This is a genomic window from Bradyrhizobium sp. CCBAU 53338, assembly GCF_015291665.1.
Taxonomy (GTDB): domain Bacteria; phylum Pseudomonadota; class Alphaproteobacteria; order Rhizobiales; family Xanthobacteraceae; genus Bradyrhizobium.
Map to the genome: position 1 here is coordinate 5,591,769 of NZ_CP030048.1, position 19,391 is coordinate 5,611,159.

Below are 19,391 nucleotides of genomic sequence, written 5' to 3' on the forward strand. Positions count from 1 at the left end.
GGGTATCCAGTACGCCGCAGCGGTCGATACGAAGGCGAGGTCTCTGGGATACTGGATCGTCCGCTTTCGCGGACGATGACAGCGGAGCATATCGACCACGTCGGTATTCCGGGCGCTCAGAAGAACGCCTGAATACCCGTGATCGCGCGGCCCAGGATCAGGGCGTGGACGTCGTGGGTGCCCTCGTAGGTATTGACCGTCTCGAGGTTGTGGACGTGGCGCATCACGTGGAATTCTGCGGAGATGCCGTTGCCGCCGTGCATGTCGCGGGCGACGCGGGCGATGTCGAGGGCCTTGCCGCAATTGTTGCGCTTCATGATCGAGATCATCTCGGGCGCGAACTTGCCCTCGTCCATCAGGCGGCCGACGCGAAGCGAGCCCTGCAGGCCGAGCGCGATTTCGGTCTCCATGTCGGCGAGCTTTTTCTGCACCAGTTGGGTTGCAGCCAGCGGCTTGCCGAACTGCTTGCGGTCGAGGGTGTATTGGCGGGCGCGATGCATGCAGTCCTCGGCGGCGCCGAGCGCACCCCAGGAGATGCCGTAGCGGGCGCGGTTGAGGCAGCCGAACGGACCCTTCAGGCCAGAGACGTTGGGGAGCAACGCACTTTCGGGGACCACGACGCCGTCCATCACGACCTCGCCGGTGATGGAGGCGCGAAGCGAAAGCTTGCTGCCGATCTTCGGCGCGGAGAGGCCCTTCATGCCCTTCTCCAGCACGAAGCCGCGGATCTGGTTGTCGTGCTCGGCCGACTTGGCCCAGATCACGAACACGTCGGCGATCGGCGCGTTCGAGATCCACATCTTGCTGCCGGTGAGGCGATAGCCGTCCGAGACCTTCTCGGCGCGGGTCTTCATGCCGGCCGGGTCGGAGCCGGCATCCGGCTCGGTCAGGCCGAAGCAGCCGACCCACTCGCCGCTGGCGAGCTTGGGCAGGTACTTCTTGCGCTGGTTCTCGTCGCCATAGGCGTAGATCGGGTACATCACCAGCGAGGACTGCACCGAGTTCATCGAACGATAGCCGGAATCGACCCGCTCGATCTCGCGCGCGACGAGGCCGTACGCCACATAGCTCGCATTGGCGCAGCCATACTCCTCGGGGAGCGTGATGCCGATCAGGCCGAGCTCGCCCATCTCGTTGAAGATCTCGCGATCGGTCTTCTCTTCCAGATAGGCCTTGGTGACGCGCGGCAGCAGCTTGTCCTGGGCGTAGGCGCGCGCCGTGTCGCGCACCATGCGCTCGTCTTCGGTGAGCTGCTCGTCGAGCAGGAACGGATCGTCCCACTGGAAGGAAGCCGCAGCCGGCTTGTCCTTGGTCTGAGGGCGCACGCTCATGAAACGTCCTTTCGGTCTGGTTCCGTCTAGAAATTGCCGGACAAACTAAAGCGCCGCGGCAACAAGTGCAATTGCATCCTGGCTTCCGTCGTTCCGGGGCGCGCAAAGCGCGAACCCGGAATGACACTGCGTGTCAGCTTTCGAGCTGCTCGTTGGCGACGATCTCGATGCCGAAGCCCGACAGGCCCTTGTAGTCGTGCACCGACGAGGTGAGATGGCGGATCGAGGTGACGCCGAGATCGCGCAATATCTGCGCGCCGACGCCGACCTCTCGCCACTGGCGGTTGCGGTCCGCTTCCGTCGCCGTCTCGTCCGGCAGCGGCGATACGGGAACGCCGGCTGCGCCGTCGCGCAGATAAACCAGCACGCCGCGACCGGACTTCTTGAAGTGCTCGAGCACGGCCGCCATGCGCTTGTGGCCGGTGAAGGTGTCCTTGACGATGTTCGGCTTGTGGAAGCGCGTCAGCACGTTCTTGCCGTCACCGACGCCGTTATAGACGAAGGCGACGTGGGCGATGGAATCGAACGGCGAGCGGTAGGCATAGCCCTGGAGCGGCCCGATCGGGCTTTCGGTGGTGAAGGTCGAGACCCGCTCGATCAGCTTTTCGCGTGCCTGCCGGTAGGCGATCATGTCGGCAATGGTGACGTGCTTGAGCTTGTGCCTGGCGGCGAACTGGGCGACCTGCTCGCCCTTCATCACGCTGCCGTCGTCGTTCATCAATTCGCTGATGACGCCGACCGGCGGAAGGCCCGAGAGCTTGCAGAGATCGACCGCGGCCTCGGTATGGCCGGAGCGCAGCAGCACGCCGCCGTCCTTGGCGATCAGCGGGAAGATGTGGCCCGGACGAGCGAAGTCGTTGGCGCCGACATTGGGATTGGACAGCGCGCGGCAGCAGGAGGCGCGCTCCTCGGCCGAGATGCCGGTGCCGCCGTCGGGCTTGTAGTCGATCGAGACCGTGAACGCCGTGGTGTGGGCGGAATCGTTGTGGGCGACCATCGGATCGAGCCGCAGCCGGCGCGCATCCTCGGTGGTAACAGGCGCGCAGACGATGCCGGAGGTGTGGCGGATGATGAAGGCCATCTTTTCCGCCGTGCAGAATGAGGCGGCGACGATCAGATCGCCTTCGCCCTCGCGGTCTTCGTCGTCGGTCACGACGACGAGCTCGCCCCTGGCAAAGGCCTGCAAGACTTCCTGAACGGTATCGGGCATGTCCCAATCTCTATCGGTTATGGGCCGGCGGCTTCACGGACGCCTTGGTCGGGATCGCCTTAGCTGGACTTGGACCCAAGCGCTAGTGTCCTGGATGCAACCGCATATGCCCGGAGGCCGCTCCGGGCAGGCTCTCAGGCTTGCACCGAACATACCAGCGATATAGGCGCACCAGTCCCGGGCGGGAGACCGCCCCAGCGATCAGGGCAGTACTTCGCATCGCTCGCTCAGCCGCTGGTCGAGCTCGGTGCGCTTGTCGGCCAGCAAGCCGGCCTGGGCGGCTTCGATCACCGTAAACAACTCATGAGCGTCGCTGAGCCGGGTCACGGTGACGTAGCTGGCGCCGGCCGCATAGAGCTCGCCGACGTCGGACAGCAGATCGGCGGTGGCCACGATCAGGGCATTCGGGTTGAGGGTGCGGACGTGGCGGACCAGCTTCTCGTTGCTGGCGCCCTTCAACAGTGCGTCCGGCACGCTGAGGATGATCATCTCGGATGTGCCGATCCCGGCATGGAGCAGCGTATCGACGTTGCTGATGTCGCCATAGATCACGTGCAGGCCGCGCGAAAGCAGGGTCTGGTACACATTGGGGTTGAAGTCGACCACCGTGATCTGCTCCAGCAGCACCGGGGCCTGCCGTTCGATCTCGGCGAGCAGCGCGCTCGCCGCACGGAAAAAGCCGAGTATGACGATGCGGCGCGCTTCGCCGTGGCCGCCCTCGTGCCCCTCCTCAGTGTGGCCGTTGCCGTGGTCGAGATCGCGCAGGCCGATCCGCTTGAGCGGTCCGATGGCCCAGCGGGTGATCTCGTCGCTGCGGGTCATGACGAAGGTCGAGAGCACGGCCAGCACCACGAAGGCGAACGAGGCCGCGTTCGCCGTCTCGGCTGCAATGTGATTGTCGGCGACGCCGGTCTGGATCACCACCAGCGAGAACTCGGATATCTGCGCCAGATTGATCGCCGGCAGCAGGCTCGCGCGCAGACCCTGCTTCATCAGATAGAGCGGCGTGAAGGTGGTGACGAGGCGGCTCACCACGGTGAAGGCGGCGATCATCAGCGCCAGCCCGATCACCGAGAGGCCGGGCACCGGAATGGTCATGCCCAGCGCAACGAAGAACAGCGTGATGAAGAAGTCGCGGAGCGTCGTGACCTTGGCGGTGACGTCGAGCGCGTAAGGAAAGGTCGAGAGCGAGACGCCGGCGATCAGCGCGCCCATCTCGCGCGACAGCGAAAGCTGCTCGGCGGTCTCGGCGACGAGAAAGCACCAGGCCAGAGCGCCGAGCAGGATCAGCTCGGGCCGGCGGGCGATCTGGTGGAACAGGCGCGGCAGCACGTAGCGGCTTACCAGCAGCGCGGCCGCGACCAGCACCGCGACGCGGCCAATGGAGAGCAGGATGACGCCGACTTGCAGATTGGCAAGGCTCGGCTGCACCGCCAGGAACAGGATGGCGAAGATGTCCTGGAGCACCAGCACGCCGAGCGTGATGCGGCCGGGCAAGGTGTCGAGCTCGCGCTTCTCGTAGAGCACCTTGACGATGATCACGGTCGAGGAGAGCGCGCAGGCAATGCAGAGATAGAGCGCATCGAAATGGCCGCCGCCGAGCGACAAGCCCAGCCCGGCGAAGAGCAGGATGCCGAGCAGGCAGCCGCCGATGAGCTGGCCGCCGGCCGCAAACAGGATCACCTTGCCGGCCCGCACGATCTTCTTCAGGTCGATCTCGAGCCCGATCATGAACAGCATGAAGATCAGCCCGAGCTCGGAGATGACGCTGATCGATTCCTGCGACTTGACCCAGCCGGCACCGAATGGACCTATGCAGAAGCCGGCGATAAGGTAGGCCAGGATCAGCGGTTGCCGGGAGAAATGGGCTGCTAGCCCCAGCATCCAGGCAAACAGGATACAAAGTGTGATGTCGCGAATGAGCTCGTGCATGCCAGATCGGTCCGTTTTGCCGCACCCTAGAGACAGAGTGCGGCGCGGCAAGCGAGCAATTCGTCACATGCGGGCAGGCCTCGCCGCTGCAATGCTGCTATGCCCCCTCGCCGTCGCCGGACCAGCTTTCGCGCAGCCCAAGGTGAATCTCGAACAGACCTTCGCCGATTCGCTTCAAGCGATGCCGAAGGAGGAACTCGCCGTCTCCGGCGGCTTCTATGTGCCGGCCTATTCCAGCGTGGCGATGAGCCAGGGCAAGCTGCGGGTCGATTTTTCGGTGACGCTGAGCGTCCACAATGCCTCGGAGACGCAAGCGCTGGTGGTCCGGCGCATCGCCTATTTCGACACCGCCGGCAAGCAGGTCGAAAGCTATCTGAAGGCGCCGGTCGCCGTGAAGCCGCTCGCGACCATCTCGATCTTCATTCCGACCGACGACGTGCGCGGCGGAACGGGTGCCAATTTCATCGTCGACTGGGCCGCTGCGAGCGAGATCGCCGAGCCTGCGGTCGAGGCCTTGATGGTTGGCGGCGTCGCCAATGCGCATTACGCTTTCATCAGCCAGGGTCGTCCGACCAGGACGGTGGGCAAGAAGTAGAGCGGCCGCTGTTTCGAGCAAGCGCCGCCGGGACCTCGAATCGAAACCACGAAAACAACCCCATGCACAGTAGCCGCGCCGGTAAAATCAACGCCTTGCCCGCATGCGCGACGAGGATGCGGATTTTACGAATTTTATTTGACGCGTCGGGCAAAACACTGGCATGATGACATCATCGAAATCACAGCGCCCGGTCGGCGCCAGGCCGGCCGCCCAATAAAAACAACGCTCAATAAAAACAACGAGGAACGCTCCCATGACGTCCAGCTTCGATTTCGCATCCCTGTTTCCGGCAGGGCTGCCGGCCCCTTCTGCGCGCTGGACGGGCCTTGCCAGATACAGCTTCGTCGGCGGCAACAACGATTCCGAGCAGGTGCCGCTCGACGAGTTGATCGAGGCCGCCAACCAGGCGCTGCGGCGCGAGGGCCGGTCGCTCGCCACCTACGGGCTGGCGCATGGCCCCCAGGGTTACGTGCCCCTGCGCGAATTCCTCGTGACGAAACTGAAGCGCGATGCCGGCATCAGCTGCACGGTCGACGATCTCATGATCGTCTCCGGCTCGCTCCAGGCGCTCGACCTCGTCAACAACACGTTGCTGACGCGCGGCGACACCGTGATCGTCGAACAGGAGACCTATCAGGGAGCGCTGCAGCGGCTGACACGGCTGGGCGTCAACACCGTCGGCGTTCCCCTCGACGACGACGGCATCCGGATGGATGCGCTCGCCTCCACGCTCGCCGACCTGAAGGCCCGCGGTGTCAGGCCGAAATACATCTACACCATTCCGACCGTGCAGAATCCGACCGGCAGCATCATGCCGGAGGCGCGCCGCACCGAACTGCTGCGGCTGTCGACCGAATACGGCGTGCCTGTCTTCGAGGACGATTGCTATGCCGACCTCGTCTGGTCGGGAGAGCGCCCGCGAGCGATTTACGCGATGAGCCAGAATGGCGGCGTGATCCATATCGGCTCGTTCTCGAAGTCGATCGCGCCTGCGCTGCGCGTCGGCTTCATCGTGGCGCCCTGGGATGTGATGTCGCGGATGCTGGCACTCAAGACCGACGCCGGCTCCGGCGCGCTGGAGCAGATGGTGCTGGCCACCTATTGCAAGCCGCATTTCGCAAGCCACGTGCCGGCGCTGACCAAGGCGCTGCGCACCAAGCTCGACACGCTGATGGAAGCGCTCAACGAGCAGTTCGGCACCGCGGCCGAATTCGAGGAGCCCAAAGGCGGCATCTTCCTGTGGGTGAAGCTGCCCGACCAGGTCGATACGCTGAAGCTCTATCAGGCTGCGCTTGCCGCCGGGGTCTCGATCAATCCGGGGCCGGAATGGTCGACCAACAAGGGCCACTCAGGCTCGCGCCTGCGGCTGTGCTTTGCGAGCCCCTCCCATCAGCAGATCCGCGAGGGCGTCGCCGTGCTCGCCGAAGTCTGCCGCAAGGAGTTCGGCGTGCCCGCCCGCAGCGCCAATGTCGAGAAGCGGGCCTGACGCCAATGCCTCACGTGTCGACACCTCACATGTCGACGTGGAATTCCACGTTGACCTGACCGCTGCCCGAGGATGGGAAATAATCACAGAGCTGTTCGGCCGCCCCGCGATAGTCGTACCAGCCGAGCGCGGCGAACAGCATGATCGTATCCGCCATGCCGCCTTCACCATTGCACTTGGTGGCATAGTCCGGAAGCATGTCGAGAAACTCGCGATAGCGGCGGGCCTGCCACAGCTCCAGCACGCGCAGATCGACCTGGCGGTTGAACTCGCTGGCGATCGACGTCCATGCGTCGGGCCCCAGCTTCCTGTTGGGCCAGAGCCGATGCGAGAGCGAACCGCTGGCGAGGATCGCGACGCGCTCACCTGATTCCTCGATGGCGCGGCGGGTTGCTTCGCCGAGAAGCCGGCTTTCCTCGAACGAGGTGAACAGCGGCGAGGCGACCGAGACCACCTTCGCGAAGCCATCCGGGTTCATGTAATGCATCGGAACGATCGTGCCGTACTCCAGCCCGAGGCTCGCGACCTGGTGCGCGGTGACGTTGAGATCCGCGTCGAGCGCCCTGCCCGCGATGGACCTGGCAAGGTTCGTATCACCCGGGAGATCGTAGCGCAGATCCTGGATCATCTGCGGCGCTTCGTGGCTGGTGAACGCGCCGCGATGCCGCTCATTGGCATTGATGTGGTAGCCGAAATTGGAAAGCCAGTGGGTGTCGAACACCACGAAGCTGGTGACGCCGCGCTCTCTTGCCCGCCGCCCGAGTTCGCGCAAGGACATGACCGCCGGCTCTCGCGCGGCGCGCAACGGGCTGTCGGGCGTCTCCGACAGCATCAAGGAAGGCACATGGGTGACCTTGGCCGCGAGTACGAGCTGGCCCATGGCGGTCACCTCGGCGGGTCAGGCCGCCTGGGGCTGGCTGCCATGGATCGCGGAGGCCAGCCGCAGCAGCAGGACGATCGACACGTTGCCCTTGCCGGCCTCGATCTGGGCGATGTAGCGCTCCGAAATCCCGGAGCGACGGGCCAGCTCCCGGCGCGACAGCTCGCAGCGGGCGCGCGAGGATTTCAGGCGCTCGCCCAGCTCGGCCAGAAATGCGGTCTCGGAATAAGGCGGCACGGCACAGCTTCCCGGCAGCACCTCGCCCGCGAAATCCATCACTTGATTCAGCATCGCTCTCACCACGTTCGCCTTCGGGAGCGCCATCCTACCCCCGACGGCCACGGCCTCATTGACGCGGATCAAATTCGCGGGCGAATAGGGGCGAGCGTGGACGATCCCGCGCGGGATGCTAGACTTTGGACTTGTTCGAGGCGGGGCCTTTCAGGATATGACGCGTTGTTCGAGCCGCTGGATCGCGGCGGCGGTGCTTTGGATTGCGTTCGCGCCCTTCGCGTATGCCGAGACGCTCGCGGCGACGGTCGAGCAATGGGGCCTGCTCGGCTCATGGGCGGTCGACTGCGCGGCCAGGCCCGACCGCGACAAGGGCGCCCTGCTCACTTACGAAATCCGCGGGGATGGCCGGGTGATGTACCGGCGCAATTTCGGCGACGCCAGGGACGAGAACGAGGTGGTGTCCGCCACGGTCAACGCCGAAGGCCTTCTCAATCTGATGGTGTTCTTCCCGTCGCTGCATCAGACGCGCGAATTCGGATTGCTGCTTGCGAAGGATGGCAGCCTGCGCGCGATCTACAATCGCAGCGAGCGCGGCGAGTACACGATCAAGGACGGCAAATACGTCAAGACCGGCGCACCGACGCCGCTTCAGCAACGCTGCGATTAACGATCAATTCGACCCTGAACATCCATTCAGAATTCTCTTCCCGTTCCCCCGGAACGTTCACGCGAGTGCGCGGTTTAAATCTGCATTCGATTGGAGGAGGACATCATGAAGAAGCTTGGTTATGTCGTTGCCGCTCTGGGTGCGCTCGCGGTTGCGGCGCCGACGCTGGCAAGTGCTGAGACTGTGATCGTCAAGCACGGCCATCACGGCCCGTACGGCGCCCGCGCCGAATTCCGCGAGCATCGCGACCATGGCTGGCATCGCGGCTGGCGCCATCACGACCGCGTCGTGGTGATCAAGCGCAGTCATCGTCACTGGGACTAATGCGCAACGCAAACTGGAAATGGCCCCTCGCGGGGCCATTTTCTGTGCGTTCGAATAGGCTGAGACGACGAGGTCATGTACTCATCAATCCGCTACGTCCGCTCTGCCACCAATAGCGGCCGAACAGCGGACGTCGATCTATTTCGGCTATGGGCCAGAACCGGACCCAGCAATGCGACTTATTCGATCACCTCGTTCGCGCTGACGAGCAATGTCTGCGGCAGCGTGACGCCAATCCGCTGCGCCGCTCTGTTGTTGAGGGACAGACGGAAGGCGGTCGGTTGCCGGAATGGAATTTCGGCGGGGTTCTGGCCTGATAATATCTGCGCCATCTGACCCGCCATCTGCCGAAACGCGTCAGGCAAATCGCGATAATAGGCCATCAATCCTCCGGCTACGACGAGATCGTGAAACGGGTAGCAGGCAGGGAGGCGACCACGGGCCGCCAGATCGACCAGTGTCTTGGCGTGGGACAAGTGTTCCGGCTCGTCTGAGACCAGTAGCATATCAACCTTGGTCCAGTCGGTTGAGGCGAACGCAGTTTGATAGGCCGTATCATCCAGATTGCTTCCGAGGTCTGCATGTGAAAGCGACACGTTGGATAATAGTGCTGCGTCTCGAACCATAGCGGCTTGAGGTTGATTCCAAGCCGACGAAGAGGAAAGATAGGCCACTCGCGAACCATTAGGCTTTATCTCTCGAAGAAGGCCTAGACGTTTTCCATGAAGCTCTATCCCGGCGTCGACGGTTACGCCGGTAACGTTGCCTCCCGGTCGCGCGAGACTTGCCGCAAGCCCCCAGACTACGGGATCGCCTATGATGGTGACTATTGGAATGCTCTGTGTTGCAGCCCTGAGAGCGAGGGTCATGGGACCGGCTGATGTCAGGATTGCTTCTGGATTGGAGCTTACGACGGTTCTGGCCAAGTCGGGATAGCGATCCATATCGCCGCCTCCCGAATAGCGCTCAATGACAAGATTCTGCCCTTCAGCAAATCCCAGACGCGCAAGCTCATCGAGGAAGGCCCGATGGTAAGAATTTGTCCTCAAATTTTCAATCGAGCGGGAAGGTGCAACAATCGCGATCCGCCTTTGTCCCGGCGGCTGCGCTCTGGAGACACCAGACAACGCAACTGAACCGGCGAAACAGCCTGCGATGAAGTCCCGCCGTCTCATTCGACCCGTCCGAAAATTGTCTCATCCGGGAGGGCATTTGATCATACGCTGGAATGCTCGACCAGCCCAATTAGGACGACGTCGGATGTCAGCTTTGAGTCAAAGTGCGAAGAACTCAGGTTGAGCAAATCTGGTCCGCCTTGCCGCACTGAGCGGACCTCAACGAAGCGCTCGGCAATGTCGCTGACGGGCCATGAACTGACATCGCTACAGCTACCTTCGCGGCGTCAGCTGCGGTGCTGGCGGGGACTGAGATGGTTCAACAGGCTGCGACGACGTTGAGGGTGGCTGCTGCGGAGCGGTGACCGGCTGCTGATCGCCGCCACCATGAGGGACGCACGTCTCCACATTGCTTCAATGTCACGGGCTTTCTCGTAATCCCTGCGCCGGTTGATCCTTGACGCTGCGATGCGATCCCATGCCGTTGCATCTGTTTCTCAAGACTTGGAGGGTTGAATCAATTGCACTCCTCCTGCGCTTCACCAGTGCTATTCGTTCCGTGCTTGAACCGTTGATAGGGCACTAACCGGCATCCGGGCCTTACGGGACGGCAGCCCGCACTGCTGCAATACATCTGGCCGGTGGCCTGCGGTTTCGCGGGCGCGGCCTCGACTTTCTTCCTCTCGTCGTCGCGCTTCTTAGTGTCCTCGCGTGTTGCAACCGGCTTCTTGTCCTGCACCTTCTCGCACTCGTTGTCGTCGTTGACACGATAGCCAGCGCGACAAGCGATCTTCACACAGGTATCTCCATCGGCCCTGAAACCATGATCACAGACGAGCGGGCAGACCCGGCTTGGCCGAGCCTTGATGGCGTCCAACGCGTCGGAGCTTGCAAGCGCCGTGTTGAGCTTCGTTCCGGCATACTTGTTGAACAGGGTCAGGGAGCGCTGTGACTTGGCACTCCACTCGCCGCTGTCCGCATCGGCAAGACAGCCGACGCGGCGAAGTTCGGACTGCACCGACTTGGCGAGTTCTTGCGGCGACTGCGCAGGTTCAGGCGAGGGTGCAGGCGACGGGAGGGCAGCAACCTTCTGGTCGGCATCGGAGCCGCCCTTCTTCTCTGCCACCTGCCTATCAGCCAGAGCCTTGGCAACAGCGGCCTCAATCTCCTTGCGGCGCTGTTCGGCAGCGGCGGCCTTCGCTTCCTCGACTTGCTTGGCCTTCTCAGCGGCGAGCCGCGCATCCTCAGCAGCCTTCGCTGCGGCGGCGGCTTTGTCCTGTTCGGTCTTCTTTGCGCGGTCGGCGATGAGTCGGGCCTTCTCATCTTCGGCCTGCCGCGCCTTTTCGGTCGCGGTTGTGCGGGCTTCCTCCGCCGCTATTTTGTTGAGTTGCCCCTTGGCAAGATTGGAATAGAAACCCTCGCTATACTGGCTGAGGAATGCTGTCCAACCATCGCGGGTGCCGAGTTGTAGGGCAAGCTCGTAGTCTTTGCGAACGGCATCTTGGGGACTTGCTTGAAGGCCAGCCGGTGCCGGTTTCGCGGCCACCAACGCCACATCATCACCGCCAAGCGAGCCGTACACATACGGTTCTTGCTGATAGCTGGTGTTCTTCAACACATCGTCTCGGACAAACCCGAACGCCTTGCGCAGGTCGAGACCGGGCGTTGGCAGGCGCTCCACAAGTGCTAGGGCGAATGGACTGTCCTTCGAATCACCATCCGAAGCCGTAGACCCTGCCTTCGCTGCGAACGCAATCATCGTGTTGGGGCTGGTCGGCTCAACCTTGGCGAGGCCGCGCCCGATGGCACGAGCAGCAACGGTCCGCTTCATGGTCTTGGCGAACGGATTGTCGCGGCAGGCGTCCAGAATGATGAGTCGAAGTTGTTTTGCAGGCTCGACGGCGAACAGCGCCCGGTCGAGTCCCACGGCCTCATCGAGAACGTCGCTGTCGGTTTCCAGAGCCGCGTCGGTCGGGATAAGGTAGTTGGTTCCATCCAGTTCAATGCCGTGACCGGCATAGTAGATGACGGCTACCTCAGCATCTCGCGCTCGCCCGCCGAAATCGCGGAGCGCTTTCCGCATCTCGGAAGCCTTGAGGTCCGTCCTGATGTCAACCCAATCGAACCCCGCCTTCTTGAACATGCCCCCGACCAGCGCGGCATCATTCGCAGGGTTCGAGAGCTTCCCCACGTTCTTGTAGGCCGAGTTGCCCATCACCAGCGCGATGCGACGCTCGGCGTGGGCCGAACCACACATCAGCCAGATGGAAACGATGAAAAGAAACCAACGAAAAGCGCCCATTCCAGTCCCCGGCAATATGTGCGCAGCCTACGCACAGACTGCCGCAAGGCAAGCAGGGATTATGTGACATTTGTCACACCCAACATGTTTAGAGGATTGGCTTTGATCAGAAGCGTAAACGTTGGCAAAGGGTTCACAAGCAGCAATGCTCTGATCAAGCATGGCATTTCTGCTTGCGCCCGAAAGCCGACATCAGCGGCTTTATGAGTGCAGGCCCTAATCCCAGGCCGGTGCAAAGCCCGGATTGACGCAACGCCTGTCCTTCGGCAGTGCCGCGATCTTCTTGCGGTCGGCATCATCCAGCACGATCTTCAGCGCATCCAGATTGGCCTGCTGGCTCTCGCGGCGCGATGCCTTCGGGATCGCGGCGACGCCGTCCTGGTCGAGCAGCCATTTCAGCGCGACTTGCGCTGCGCTCGCGTTGTGCTTGGCGCCGATCTCGCCAAGCACCGGGTCCGAGGCGAACCGTCCCTGCGCCAGCGGGCAATAGGCGACCAGCGGGATCGACTTTGCCTTGAGATAGGCCAGCACTTTCGATTGATCCAGCATCGCATGATACTCGATCTGGTTGCAGGCGATGGGCGCCTTGACGTCCTCGACCGCGATCTTGAGCAGCGCGGTGGTGAAATTGGCGACGCCAATCGCCCGCGTACGCCCCTCCTCCTTCAGCTTCATCAAGCTCTCGAACACCGCGCCCCAATTCGCCGATCTCGACGGCCAATGCACGAGATAGAGATCGACGTGGTCGAGCCCGAGCTTCTTCATGCTGTCATCGAAGGCGCGGCGGATCGCATCCGGCGCCAAATTCTCGTGCCAGACCTTCGTCGTGACATGCAGTTCGCCACGCGGCACGGAGCTAGCGGCGAGCGCGGCGCCGATCGCCTCCTCGTTGGCGTACATTTCGGCGGTGTCGATGTGGCGATAGCCGATCGACAGCGCGCTCTCGACCGCGGCGCGGCAGGCATCGCCCTGCATCCGGAAGGTGCCAAGACCGAGCTTGGGCATGCTGATGCCCTGTGTTTTCAGATTGTCCATTGAACAGGCTCCCTGAGGCATTTCAGCCCGCCGGATGCGCGCGGCGATGCCGCGTGAGCAGACTCTTCGGTGATGGAAAAGAGGTGGCGGGAGCAGCCACTATAGCGCGCCGCGCGCGCGGCGGCCAATCAAGATCGGGTTAGGTGTCCCCTCTCCCGCACGCGAGGTGAGGTCAGGAAACAACGACGCGCCTAGTGCTTCCAATTGCAGATGCCGCCGGAGCGGCACGGCCAGGTCTGGATGCGGGTGTCCATCGCCTGCGCGTCGAGCGGATTGCCGTGGCGATGCGCGAGCCTGGTGCGGGCTGCGCCACGCGGCTGACTCTTCGCCCGAGCGACCTTCGGCTCCGACACGTGCACGCGTTGGGCCGCGACCTTCTTCGGCACGTCGATCGGCTCGGCACGGGCCTGCGCCTCGTTGCCGCCCTTCGCCTCCATCGCGATCGGCGCGAACTGCGTCTCCGGCCCGAGCCGCTTCGGCGACAGGACAGCCTTGGAGAGATCGAGACCGAGATATTCGTCGGGCTTGTAGTCGTCAGCGCGCGCGATACCGCCCACTGCAAGCGCGAGCGCAATGGCAACCGCGAAAGGAACGCTTTTCAGGACCACGGACGCCTCCTGAAATTGATTGTTAAGGGGTAATTTACCCCTATTTAGGAGGCGTCGCGCGCAATTCCAGCGGTCAATTGTAACAGTGGTTAAGAAGTTTGGCGGTGTCAGGCGACCTTTCGTGTCGCACCGGTCCCATCCAGGAACCCCATAAGTCGGCTGCGGATGATTTGTTCCGCCTCGCTCATGATGCGGTCGACGAGTTCCTTGCAGGAGGGGATGTCGTGGATGAGACCAGCGACCATGCCGCAACTCCAGGCACCGGCATCCATCTGGCCGTCCAGCATGACCTTGGGATAGACGCCAGCGACCTGGTCGTGGATGTCGTCGATCGTGAGCTTGTCGCCCTTGGCGTGCTCGATTTCGAGCAGGCGGTCGACATTGGCGTTTTTCAGCACGCGCTCGGTGTTGCGCAGGGCCCGCATGATCAGGCGGGTGTCGAGCTCGGTGGCGGCGACCAGCGCGTTCTTCACGTTCTGATGGACCGGCGCTTCCCTGGTCGCGATGAAGCGCGTGCCCATGTTCATGCCGGCCGCCCCCAGCGACAGGGCCGCGACGAGGCTGCGCCCGTCGGCCATGCCGCCGGATGCCACGAACGGGATTTTCAGCTCCTCCGCCGCGCGCGGCAGCAGGATCATGTTCGGGATGTCGTCCTCGCCGGGATGGCCGCCGCATTCGAAGCCGTCGACGCTGACGGCGTCGCAGCCGATGCGCTCGGCCTTCAGCGAGTGGCGGACCGAGGTGCATTTGTGGATCACCTTGATGCCGGCGGCCTTCAGCGCCGGCATGTATTGCTCCGGACTGCGGCCCGCGGTCTCCACCGCCTTGATGCCGCCCTCGACGATGGCGGCGATGTACTCCGGATAAGGCGGCGCCGAGAAGGTCGGCAGGAAGGTGAGGTTCACGCCGAACGGCTTGTCGGTCATGTCGCGGCAGCGCGCGATCTCCTTGGCGAGCAATTCCGGCGTCTTCTGCGTCAGGCCGGTGATGATGCCGAGCCCGCCGGCATTGGAGACGGCGGCGGCCAGCTCGGCAAAGCCGACGAAATGCATGCCGCCCTGGATGATGGGATGCTCGATGCCGAACAGTTCGGTGATCGCGGTCTTCACTTAAGTTCTCCTCCCGGAATTTTGCCTGGTGTTGGGATCAGTCTAGCCGGACTTTTGCGCGGCGGTCACCATTTCTCGCCGAACGGGCGGATCTCCATCTCGAAGGTCCAGGCGCTCCTGGGCTGCTGATAGAGCTGCCAATAGGACTCGGCGACGGCCGACGGCGGCATCAGCAGATCGGGATTGTCGAGCGCGTTCGGCCCGAGCGCCTCGAGCCGGCGCTGCCGCACCCATTCGGTGTCGACGCCGGAATCGATGATGAGATGGGCGACGTGGATGTTCTTCGGTCCGAGCTCGCGCGCCATTGCCTGCGCCACCGCGCGGAGGCCAAACTTGGCGCTGGCGAAGGCTGCAAAGCCGCTGCCGCCGCGCAAGGAGGCGGTCGCGCCGGTAAAGAAGATGTTGCCGCCGCCGCGCGGCAGCATCAGCCGCGCCGCCTCGCGTCCGGCGAGGAAGCCGGAATAGCAGGCCATCTCCCAGACCTTGCGAAACACGCGCTCGGTGGTGTCGAGGATCGGGAAATTGACGTTGGCGCCGACATTGAAGATGCAGACCTCCAGCGGAGCGTGCTTGTCGGCGTCGTTGAGGAAGGAAATGATTTCCTCCTCCTTGCGCGCGTCCAGCGAACGCGCATGGATCTCGCCGCCGGCAGATTCAATGTCCTTCACCAGCGGCGCGAGCTTGTCGCCGTTGCGGCGGCCGGCGAAGACCGTGAATCCCTCGGCCGCGAATTTCTTGGCAATTTCCGAGCCGATGAAATCGCCGGCCCCGATCACGGCCGCGGTCGCATTTCGCTTGGGCAAGGTCGCCTCCTCCGGTGAGAGCATCCGATTGGAACGGAGGCTATAGTTCTAAAATAGAACTGTCAAATACCGGGCTGAAATGCTAGGCTTCGCTCGAAATATCTTTGATCGTTCAAGTCAGTTCCTTTTTCAGACTTAAACCGGAGCCGGGATCATGAAGTGGGAAACGTTGGAGGAAGAGCCCTGCTCGCTCTCGCGCACCGTCGCCGTGGTCGGCGACCGCTGGACGCTGCTGATCCTGCGCGATTGCTTCCTGCGCGTGCGCCGCTTCGAGGCATTCCAGTCCTCGCTCCAGATCACGCGGCACCTGCTGTCGGAGCGGCTGAAGAAGCTCGTGCGTTTCGGCATCCTGCGTCGCGTGCCCTATTCCGAGGCGCCGAAGCGCTACGAATATATCCTGACGCAGAAGGGGCTCGACCTCTATCCTGTTATCATGGCGATGGTGCATTGGGGCGACACTCACATGGGCGACGAGCGCGGCCGCCCGCTGCTGCATGAGCACAAGAGCTGCGGCAAGCAGTTCGACCCGGTGATGGTGTGCTCGGAATGCGGCGAGCCGCTGCATGCGAAACAGGTGCATGTGCATGCGGGGCCGGGGCGGCGAGGCGCCGACGCTGCCTAATGCCCCCGCGCCGGCGCGCCGAGATCGATCGGGCGCAGCACCGCCGCGGTCGGAATCATCAGAACCGCGATGACCGCGAGCGTCCAGAACACGTCGATATAAGCGAGGAAGTCGACCTGCTGCTGCAAAGTGTGGCCGACCCAGGCGACCGCTTGCGAGGCGGCATCGCCGGCGTTCGAGCCCTGGGCCTGGAAGTAGCGCGTCATCGCGTCGATGGTCTGCTGGTAGCCGAGGTCGGACGGCGCGGCGTGCTCGATCAGGCGGCTCTGATGGAATTGCTGGCGCTGCGCCAGAACCGTCTGCGCCAGCGCGACGCCCATGGAGCCGCCGATGTTGCGGGCGACGTTGATCAACGCAGAAGCCTGGTTGGTCTTGTCGGGCGGCACGCCGTCGTACGAGGCGGTCGTCACCGGCAGGAACAGGAAAGGCAGACCGAGTGCGAGGAAGATGCGCGACAGCGCCGCGTAGCCATAGGTGATGTCGCCATCGATCCCGGTCAGATGCCACATCGACAGCGCGACGATCGCTGCGCCCGTCATGATGAGATATTTCGGCTGCACCGTGCTGACGAGACGGCCGACCACGGGCATCAGCACAAGCGTCGCGATGCCGCCTGGCGACAGCGCGAGACCGGCCAAGAGCGCCGTGTAGTTCAGCTCGGTCTGGAGCAGTTGCGGCAAGAGCTGCGTGGTCGAGATCAGCACTGCGCCGGTGCCGAGCATCACCAGGAAGCAGGCACCGAACTGCCGCCGGCCGAGCAGACGGAGATCGACGATCGGCTCCTCGCGCGTCAGCTCCCACGGGATCAGGGCGAGCAGCGACACAGCCGACAGCACCGCGAAGAAGACGATCATGTTCGAGCCGAACCAGTCGTTGCGCTGGCCTTCGTCGAGCACGTATTCGAGCGAGCCGAGCCCGATCGCAACCAGTGCGAAGCCGACATAGTCGACACGCAGGCCCTTGCTCAGCAGCTTCTCCCTCTCCTCCTCCGCCCCCGACGGCTCCTTGACCAGCGTGCCGACCAGAAACAGCGAGAGCAGTCCCATCGGCACGTTGATCAGGAACACCCAATGCCAGCTGTAGGTGTCGGTGATCCAGCCGCCGAGCGTCGGACCGATCACCGGCGCGACGACGACGGCGACGCCGTAGATGGCAAAGGCCTGTCCGCGCTTGTGCGGAGGGAAGGAGTCGGCGAGGATCGCCTGCTCGCTGGTGGCCATGCCGCCGCCGCCGAGCCCCTGAATGATGCGGAACAGCACCAGCGCCTCGAGATTCCAGGCGAAGCCACATAAGAGCGATGCGACCGAGAAGATCGCAACGCACATCATGTAGAAGCGCTTGCGGCCGATCACCGTCGAGAGCCAGCCCGAAATCGACAGCACGATGGCGTTGGCGACGAGATAGCTGGTGATGACGTAGGTGCTCTCGTCGATGCCGACCGCGAGCCCGCCGGCAATGTGGCGCAGCGCGACGTTGGCGATGGTGGTGTCGAGCACCTCCATGAAGGTCGCGATCGAGACCACGAAGGCGATGAGGTAGGGATTGTGCCCGCCGGCCGCCGACCGCTCGGGCGACCAGCCCCCGGCAGAGGCGCCGTCTTGCGTGGCGTCGGTCATCGCACCCTGGTCCAGGGCACGACCGACATGCCGGGACCAACGGGCAGATCGGACGGCCAATTGTCGACCACGATCTTCACCGGCACGCGCTGCACCACCTTGACGTAATTGCCGGTGGCATTCTCCGCCGGCAGCAGGCTGAATGCGGTGCCGGAGCCCGGCTGCACGGAAGCGACGTGGCCGGTCAGCTTGTGTCCCGGATAGGCATCGATGCGGATTTCGACCGGCTGTCCCGGCCGCATGTCGGCGAGCTGGGTCTCCTTGTAGTTGGCGACGACCCAGACGTCGTCGGGCACGAACATCATCAGGCTCTGGCCGGCGGTGACGAACGTGCCCTTGGCGCCGGAGAGCTTGACGACGCGGCCGGACTGCGCGGCGACGACGTTGGTGTATTGCAGGTTCAGCCTGGCCTGATCGAGCTGCGCCTGCGACTGCTGAAGTTGCGCCCTGGCGCCTTCGAGCTGGGCCTGCAGCGTCTTGATGCCGAGTTGCGCGGCAGTCACGGCAGTCTTGCTGCGCTCTGTGTTGGCTTGCTGCGCCTGGAGATCGGAGCGGGTCTGCTGCTGGCGCTGCACGGTGCCGGCGCCCTTCTCGACCAGATCCTGGGCGCGCGCAAACTCCTCCTGCGAGAACTGGAGCTGGGCCTGCGCCTGTTCGAGCTGCGCCTGGGCCTGCTTGATCTGCTCCCGCTGCGAATCGATCTGCGCCTCGACATTGTCGATGTTGGCCTTGGAGACCTCGACCTGCGCCGCCGCCTGATCGACGGCGATGCGATAGTCGCGCTCGTCGATCTTGGCGAGGAGATCGCCGGCATTGACATGCTGGTTGTCGGTGACAGGGATGTCGGTCACGTAACCGCCGACCTTCGAGGCCACGGAGAAGCTGCGCGCGGCGACGAAGGCGTCGTCGGTGGATTCATAGTGGCGGACATCGAGCCAATAGAGCAGACCGCCGACCAGCACTGCGATCAGCACGATGGCGCCGACGGTCGCGAGCAGCCAGTGCGCGGCTAGCCGCTCGCGCAGCGACGGGGTCTTGCCCGGCTTACCGGAGTGATCCCTGGTTTCGAGCTTGGGATCATGCGATTCCTTTGGAGCTTCCACCCTCTGCGGCTGCTCCGCGGACGGCCCACGCTCCCGGGTTTGAGCATCCACGGCGAACACCTCGATCGGACTTCCGGCTGCCGCAAACGGGAATTGGCCATGCGGCGCACGCCGGGAGCCCAACCGCAGCCCTGCGGCATGGTTCCGGGTTGCGGGAGCACCGCCGTCATTCGTGAACGCGTTGCGCAAGAAAGAAGCGCGACACCATTTGTGCCACGCTTCTTTGGTGACCCGCGCACCCGGTCAGTGCGTCTTGGTCGCGTGCCATTTCTCCAGGTCGGGCTTTTTGTCGCCCGGCTTCTGTTCCTTCTCCGGATTGCCCTTCCAGGGCTTGTCCGTCTGGGCGTGCGATCCCCAATCATTCTGATGCCGGGGATCGTCGGTTGGCTTTTCCTGGCTCATCAGATCTCCCACTG

General features: G+C 63.6%; 19 protein-coding genes. 5 read left to right on the forward strand and 14 right to left on the reverse strand.

Features of this window, described 5'->3' with window-relative positions:
• Positions 1 to 116: 116 nt before the first annotated feature.
• The 3 genes from XH90_RS26205 to XH90_RS26215 all read right to left on the reverse strand — a co-directional run bounded on the left by XH90_RS26205 (position 117) and on the right by XH90_RS26215 (position 4,473).
• Complete coding sequence (locus tag XH90_RS26205) at positions 117 to 1,331, reverse strand: acyl-CoA dehydrogenase (protein ID WP_188100342.1); 1,215 nt, start codon at positions 1,329 to 1,331, stop codon at positions 117 to 119.
• A gap of 133 nt (positions 1,332 to 1,464) precedes the next feature.
• Positions 1,465 to 2,541 (reverse strand): 3,4-dihydroxy-2-butanone-4-phosphate synthase, encoded by a 1,077-nt coding sequence (gene ribB / locus XH90_RS26210; protein WP_194477187.1) that lies wholly within the window; start codon positions 2,539 to 2,541, stop codon positions 1,465 to 1,467.
• A 201-nt stretch (positions 2,542 to 2,742) separates the two neighbouring features.
• Positions 2,743 to 4,473: a cation:proton antiporter gene (locus XH90_RS26215; RefSeq protein WP_194477188.1), complete on the reverse strand. Its 1,731-nt coding sequence runs from the start codon at positions 4,471 to 4,473 to the stop codon at positions 2,743 to 2,745.
• Between the two features lie 67 nt (positions 4,474 to 4,540).
• Here XH90_RS26215 and XH90_RS26220 point away from each other — a divergent pair, with 67 nt between their 5' ends.
• Both XH90_RS26220 and XH90_RS26225 read left to right on the forward strand, forming a co-directional pair.
• Positions 4,541 to 5,068: a DUF3124 domain-containing protein gene (locus XH90_RS26220; RefSeq protein WP_194477189.1), complete on the forward strand. Its 528-nt coding sequence runs from the start codon at positions 4,541 to 4,543 to the stop codon at positions 5,066 to 5,068.
• 256 nt (positions 5,069 to 5,324) lie between these two features.
• Positions 5,325 to 6,557 carry a PLP-dependent aminotransferase family protein gene (locus XH90_RS26225; RefSeq protein ID WP_194477190.1) on the forward strand — a complete coding sequence of 411 codons (1,233 nt, stop codon included), beginning with the start codon at positions 5,325 to 5,327 and terminating at the stop codon, positions 6,555 to 6,557.
• A gap of 25 nt (positions 6,558 to 6,582) precedes the next feature.
• Here XH90_RS26225 and hpaD read toward each other — a convergent pair whose 3' ends face one another.
• Both hpaD and XH90_RS26235 read right to left on the reverse strand, forming a co-directional pair.
• The gene (hpaD, locus tag XH90_RS26230; protein WP_194477191.1) at positions 6,583 to 7,437 is read right to left on the reverse strand and encodes a 3,4-dihydroxyphenylacetate 2,3-dioxygenase; all 855 of its coding nucleotides are present in this window, start codon (positions 7,435 to 7,437) and stop codon (positions 6,583 to 6,585) included.
• A gap of 18 nt (positions 7,438 to 7,455) precedes the next feature.
• Positions 7,456 to 7,728, reverse strand: a complete 273-nt coding sequence (locus tag XH90_RS26235; protein ID WP_194482817.1) for a helix-turn-helix domain-containing protein — start codon at positions 7,726 to 7,728, stop codon at positions 7,456 to 7,458.
• Between the two features lie 157 nt (positions 7,729 to 7,885).
• On the opposite strand from XH90_RS26235, the gene XH90_RS26240 reads away from it, so the two are divergent.
• A complete protein-coding gene (locus XH90_RS26240) occupies positions 7,886 to 8,338 on the forward strand; it encodes a hypothetical protein (protein ID WP_194477192.1) in 453 nt (150 codons plus the stop codon).
• A 105-nt stretch (positions 8,339 to 8,443) separates the two neighbouring features.
• Positions 8,444 to 8,662: a hypothetical protein gene (locus XH90_RS26245; RefSeq protein ID WP_194477193.1), complete on the forward strand. Its 219-nt coding sequence runs from the start codon at positions 8,444 to 8,446 to the stop codon at positions 8,660 to 8,662.
• Between the two features lie 179 nt (positions 8,663 to 8,841).
• On the opposite strand, the gene XH90_RS26250 is transcribed toward XH90_RS26245, so the two are convergent.
• The 6 genes from XH90_RS26250 to XH90_RS26275 all read right to left on the reverse strand — a co-directional run bounded on the left by XH90_RS26250 (position 8,842) and on the right by XH90_RS26275 (position 15,634).
• Positions 8,842 to 9,837 (reverse strand): ABC transporter substrate-binding protein, encoded by a 996-nt coding sequence (locus XH90_RS26250; RefSeq protein ID WP_194477194.1) that lies wholly within the window; start codon positions 9,835 to 9,837, stop codon positions 8,842 to 8,844.
• A 457-nt stretch (positions 9,838 to 10,294) separates the two neighbouring features.
• Positions 10,295 to 12,079, reverse strand: coding sequence for a caspase family protein (locus XH90_RS26255; protein WP_194477195.1), 1,785 nt, complete (start codon positions 12,077 to 12,079; stop codon positions 10,295 to 10,297).
• Positions 12,080 to 12,295: 216 nt separating this feature from the next.
• Positions 12,296 to 13,114, reverse strand: a complete 819-nt coding sequence (locus XH90_RS26260) for an aldo/keto reductase (RefSeq protein WP_194477196.1) — start codon at positions 13,112 to 13,114, stop codon at positions 12,296 to 12,298.
• A gap of 191 nt (positions 13,115 to 13,305) precedes the next feature.
• The gene (locus XH90_RS26265; protein ID WP_194477197.1) at positions 13,306 to 13,722 is read right to left on the reverse strand and encodes a hypothetical protein; all 417 of its coding nucleotides are present in this window, start codon (positions 13,720 to 13,722) and stop codon (positions 13,306 to 13,308) included.
• Positions 13,723 to 13,829: 107 nt separating this feature from the next.
• On the reverse strand, positions 13,830 to 14,831 hold the full coding sequence (locus tag XH90_RS26270; RefSeq protein WP_194477198.1) for a nitronate monooxygenase family protein: 1,002 nt from the start codon (positions 14,829 to 14,831) through the stop codon (positions 13,830 to 13,832).
• Positions 14,832 to 14,896: 65 nt separating this feature from the next.
• Positions 14,897 to 15,634, reverse strand: a complete 738-nt coding sequence (locus XH90_RS26275) for an SDR family oxidoreductase (protein ID WP_194477199.1) — start codon at positions 15,632 to 15,634, stop codon at positions 14,897 to 14,899.
• A 154-nt stretch (positions 15,635 to 15,788) separates the two neighbouring features.
• Between XH90_RS26275 and XH90_RS26280 the strand changes: the two genes are divergently transcribed.
• Entirely contained in the window at positions 15,789 to 16,256 is a 468-nt protein-coding gene (locus XH90_RS26280; protein ID WP_194477200.1) for a helix-turn-helix domain-containing protein, read from the forward strand.
• Here XH90_RS26280 and XH90_RS26285 read toward each other — a convergent pair.
• From XH90_RS26285 to XH90_RS26295, 3 genes are all read right to left on the reverse strand, one after another.
• Complete coding sequence (locus XH90_RS26285) at positions 16,253 to 17,872, reverse strand: DHA2 family efflux MFS transporter permease subunit (protein WP_194477201.1); 1,620 nt, start codon at positions 17,870 to 17,872, stop codon at positions 16,253 to 16,255. The genes XH90_RS26280 and XH90_RS26285 overlap by 4 nt on opposite strands.
• Positions 17,869 to 19,026 (reverse strand): HlyD family secretion protein, encoded by a 1,158-nt coding sequence (locus XH90_RS26290; RefSeq protein ID WP_194477202.1) that lies wholly within the window; start codon positions 19,024 to 19,026, stop codon positions 17,869 to 17,871. The genes XH90_RS26285 and XH90_RS26290 overlap by 4 nt, the downstream gene beginning before the upstream one ends.
• Before the next feature lie 192 nt (positions 19,027 to 19,218).
• On the reverse strand, positions 19,219 to 19,377 hold the full coding sequence (locus XH90_RS26295; RefSeq protein ID WP_194477203.1) for a hypothetical protein: 159 nt from the start codon (positions 19,375 to 19,377) through the stop codon (positions 19,219 to 19,221).
• Positions 19,378 to 19,391: the final 14 nt, after the last annotated feature.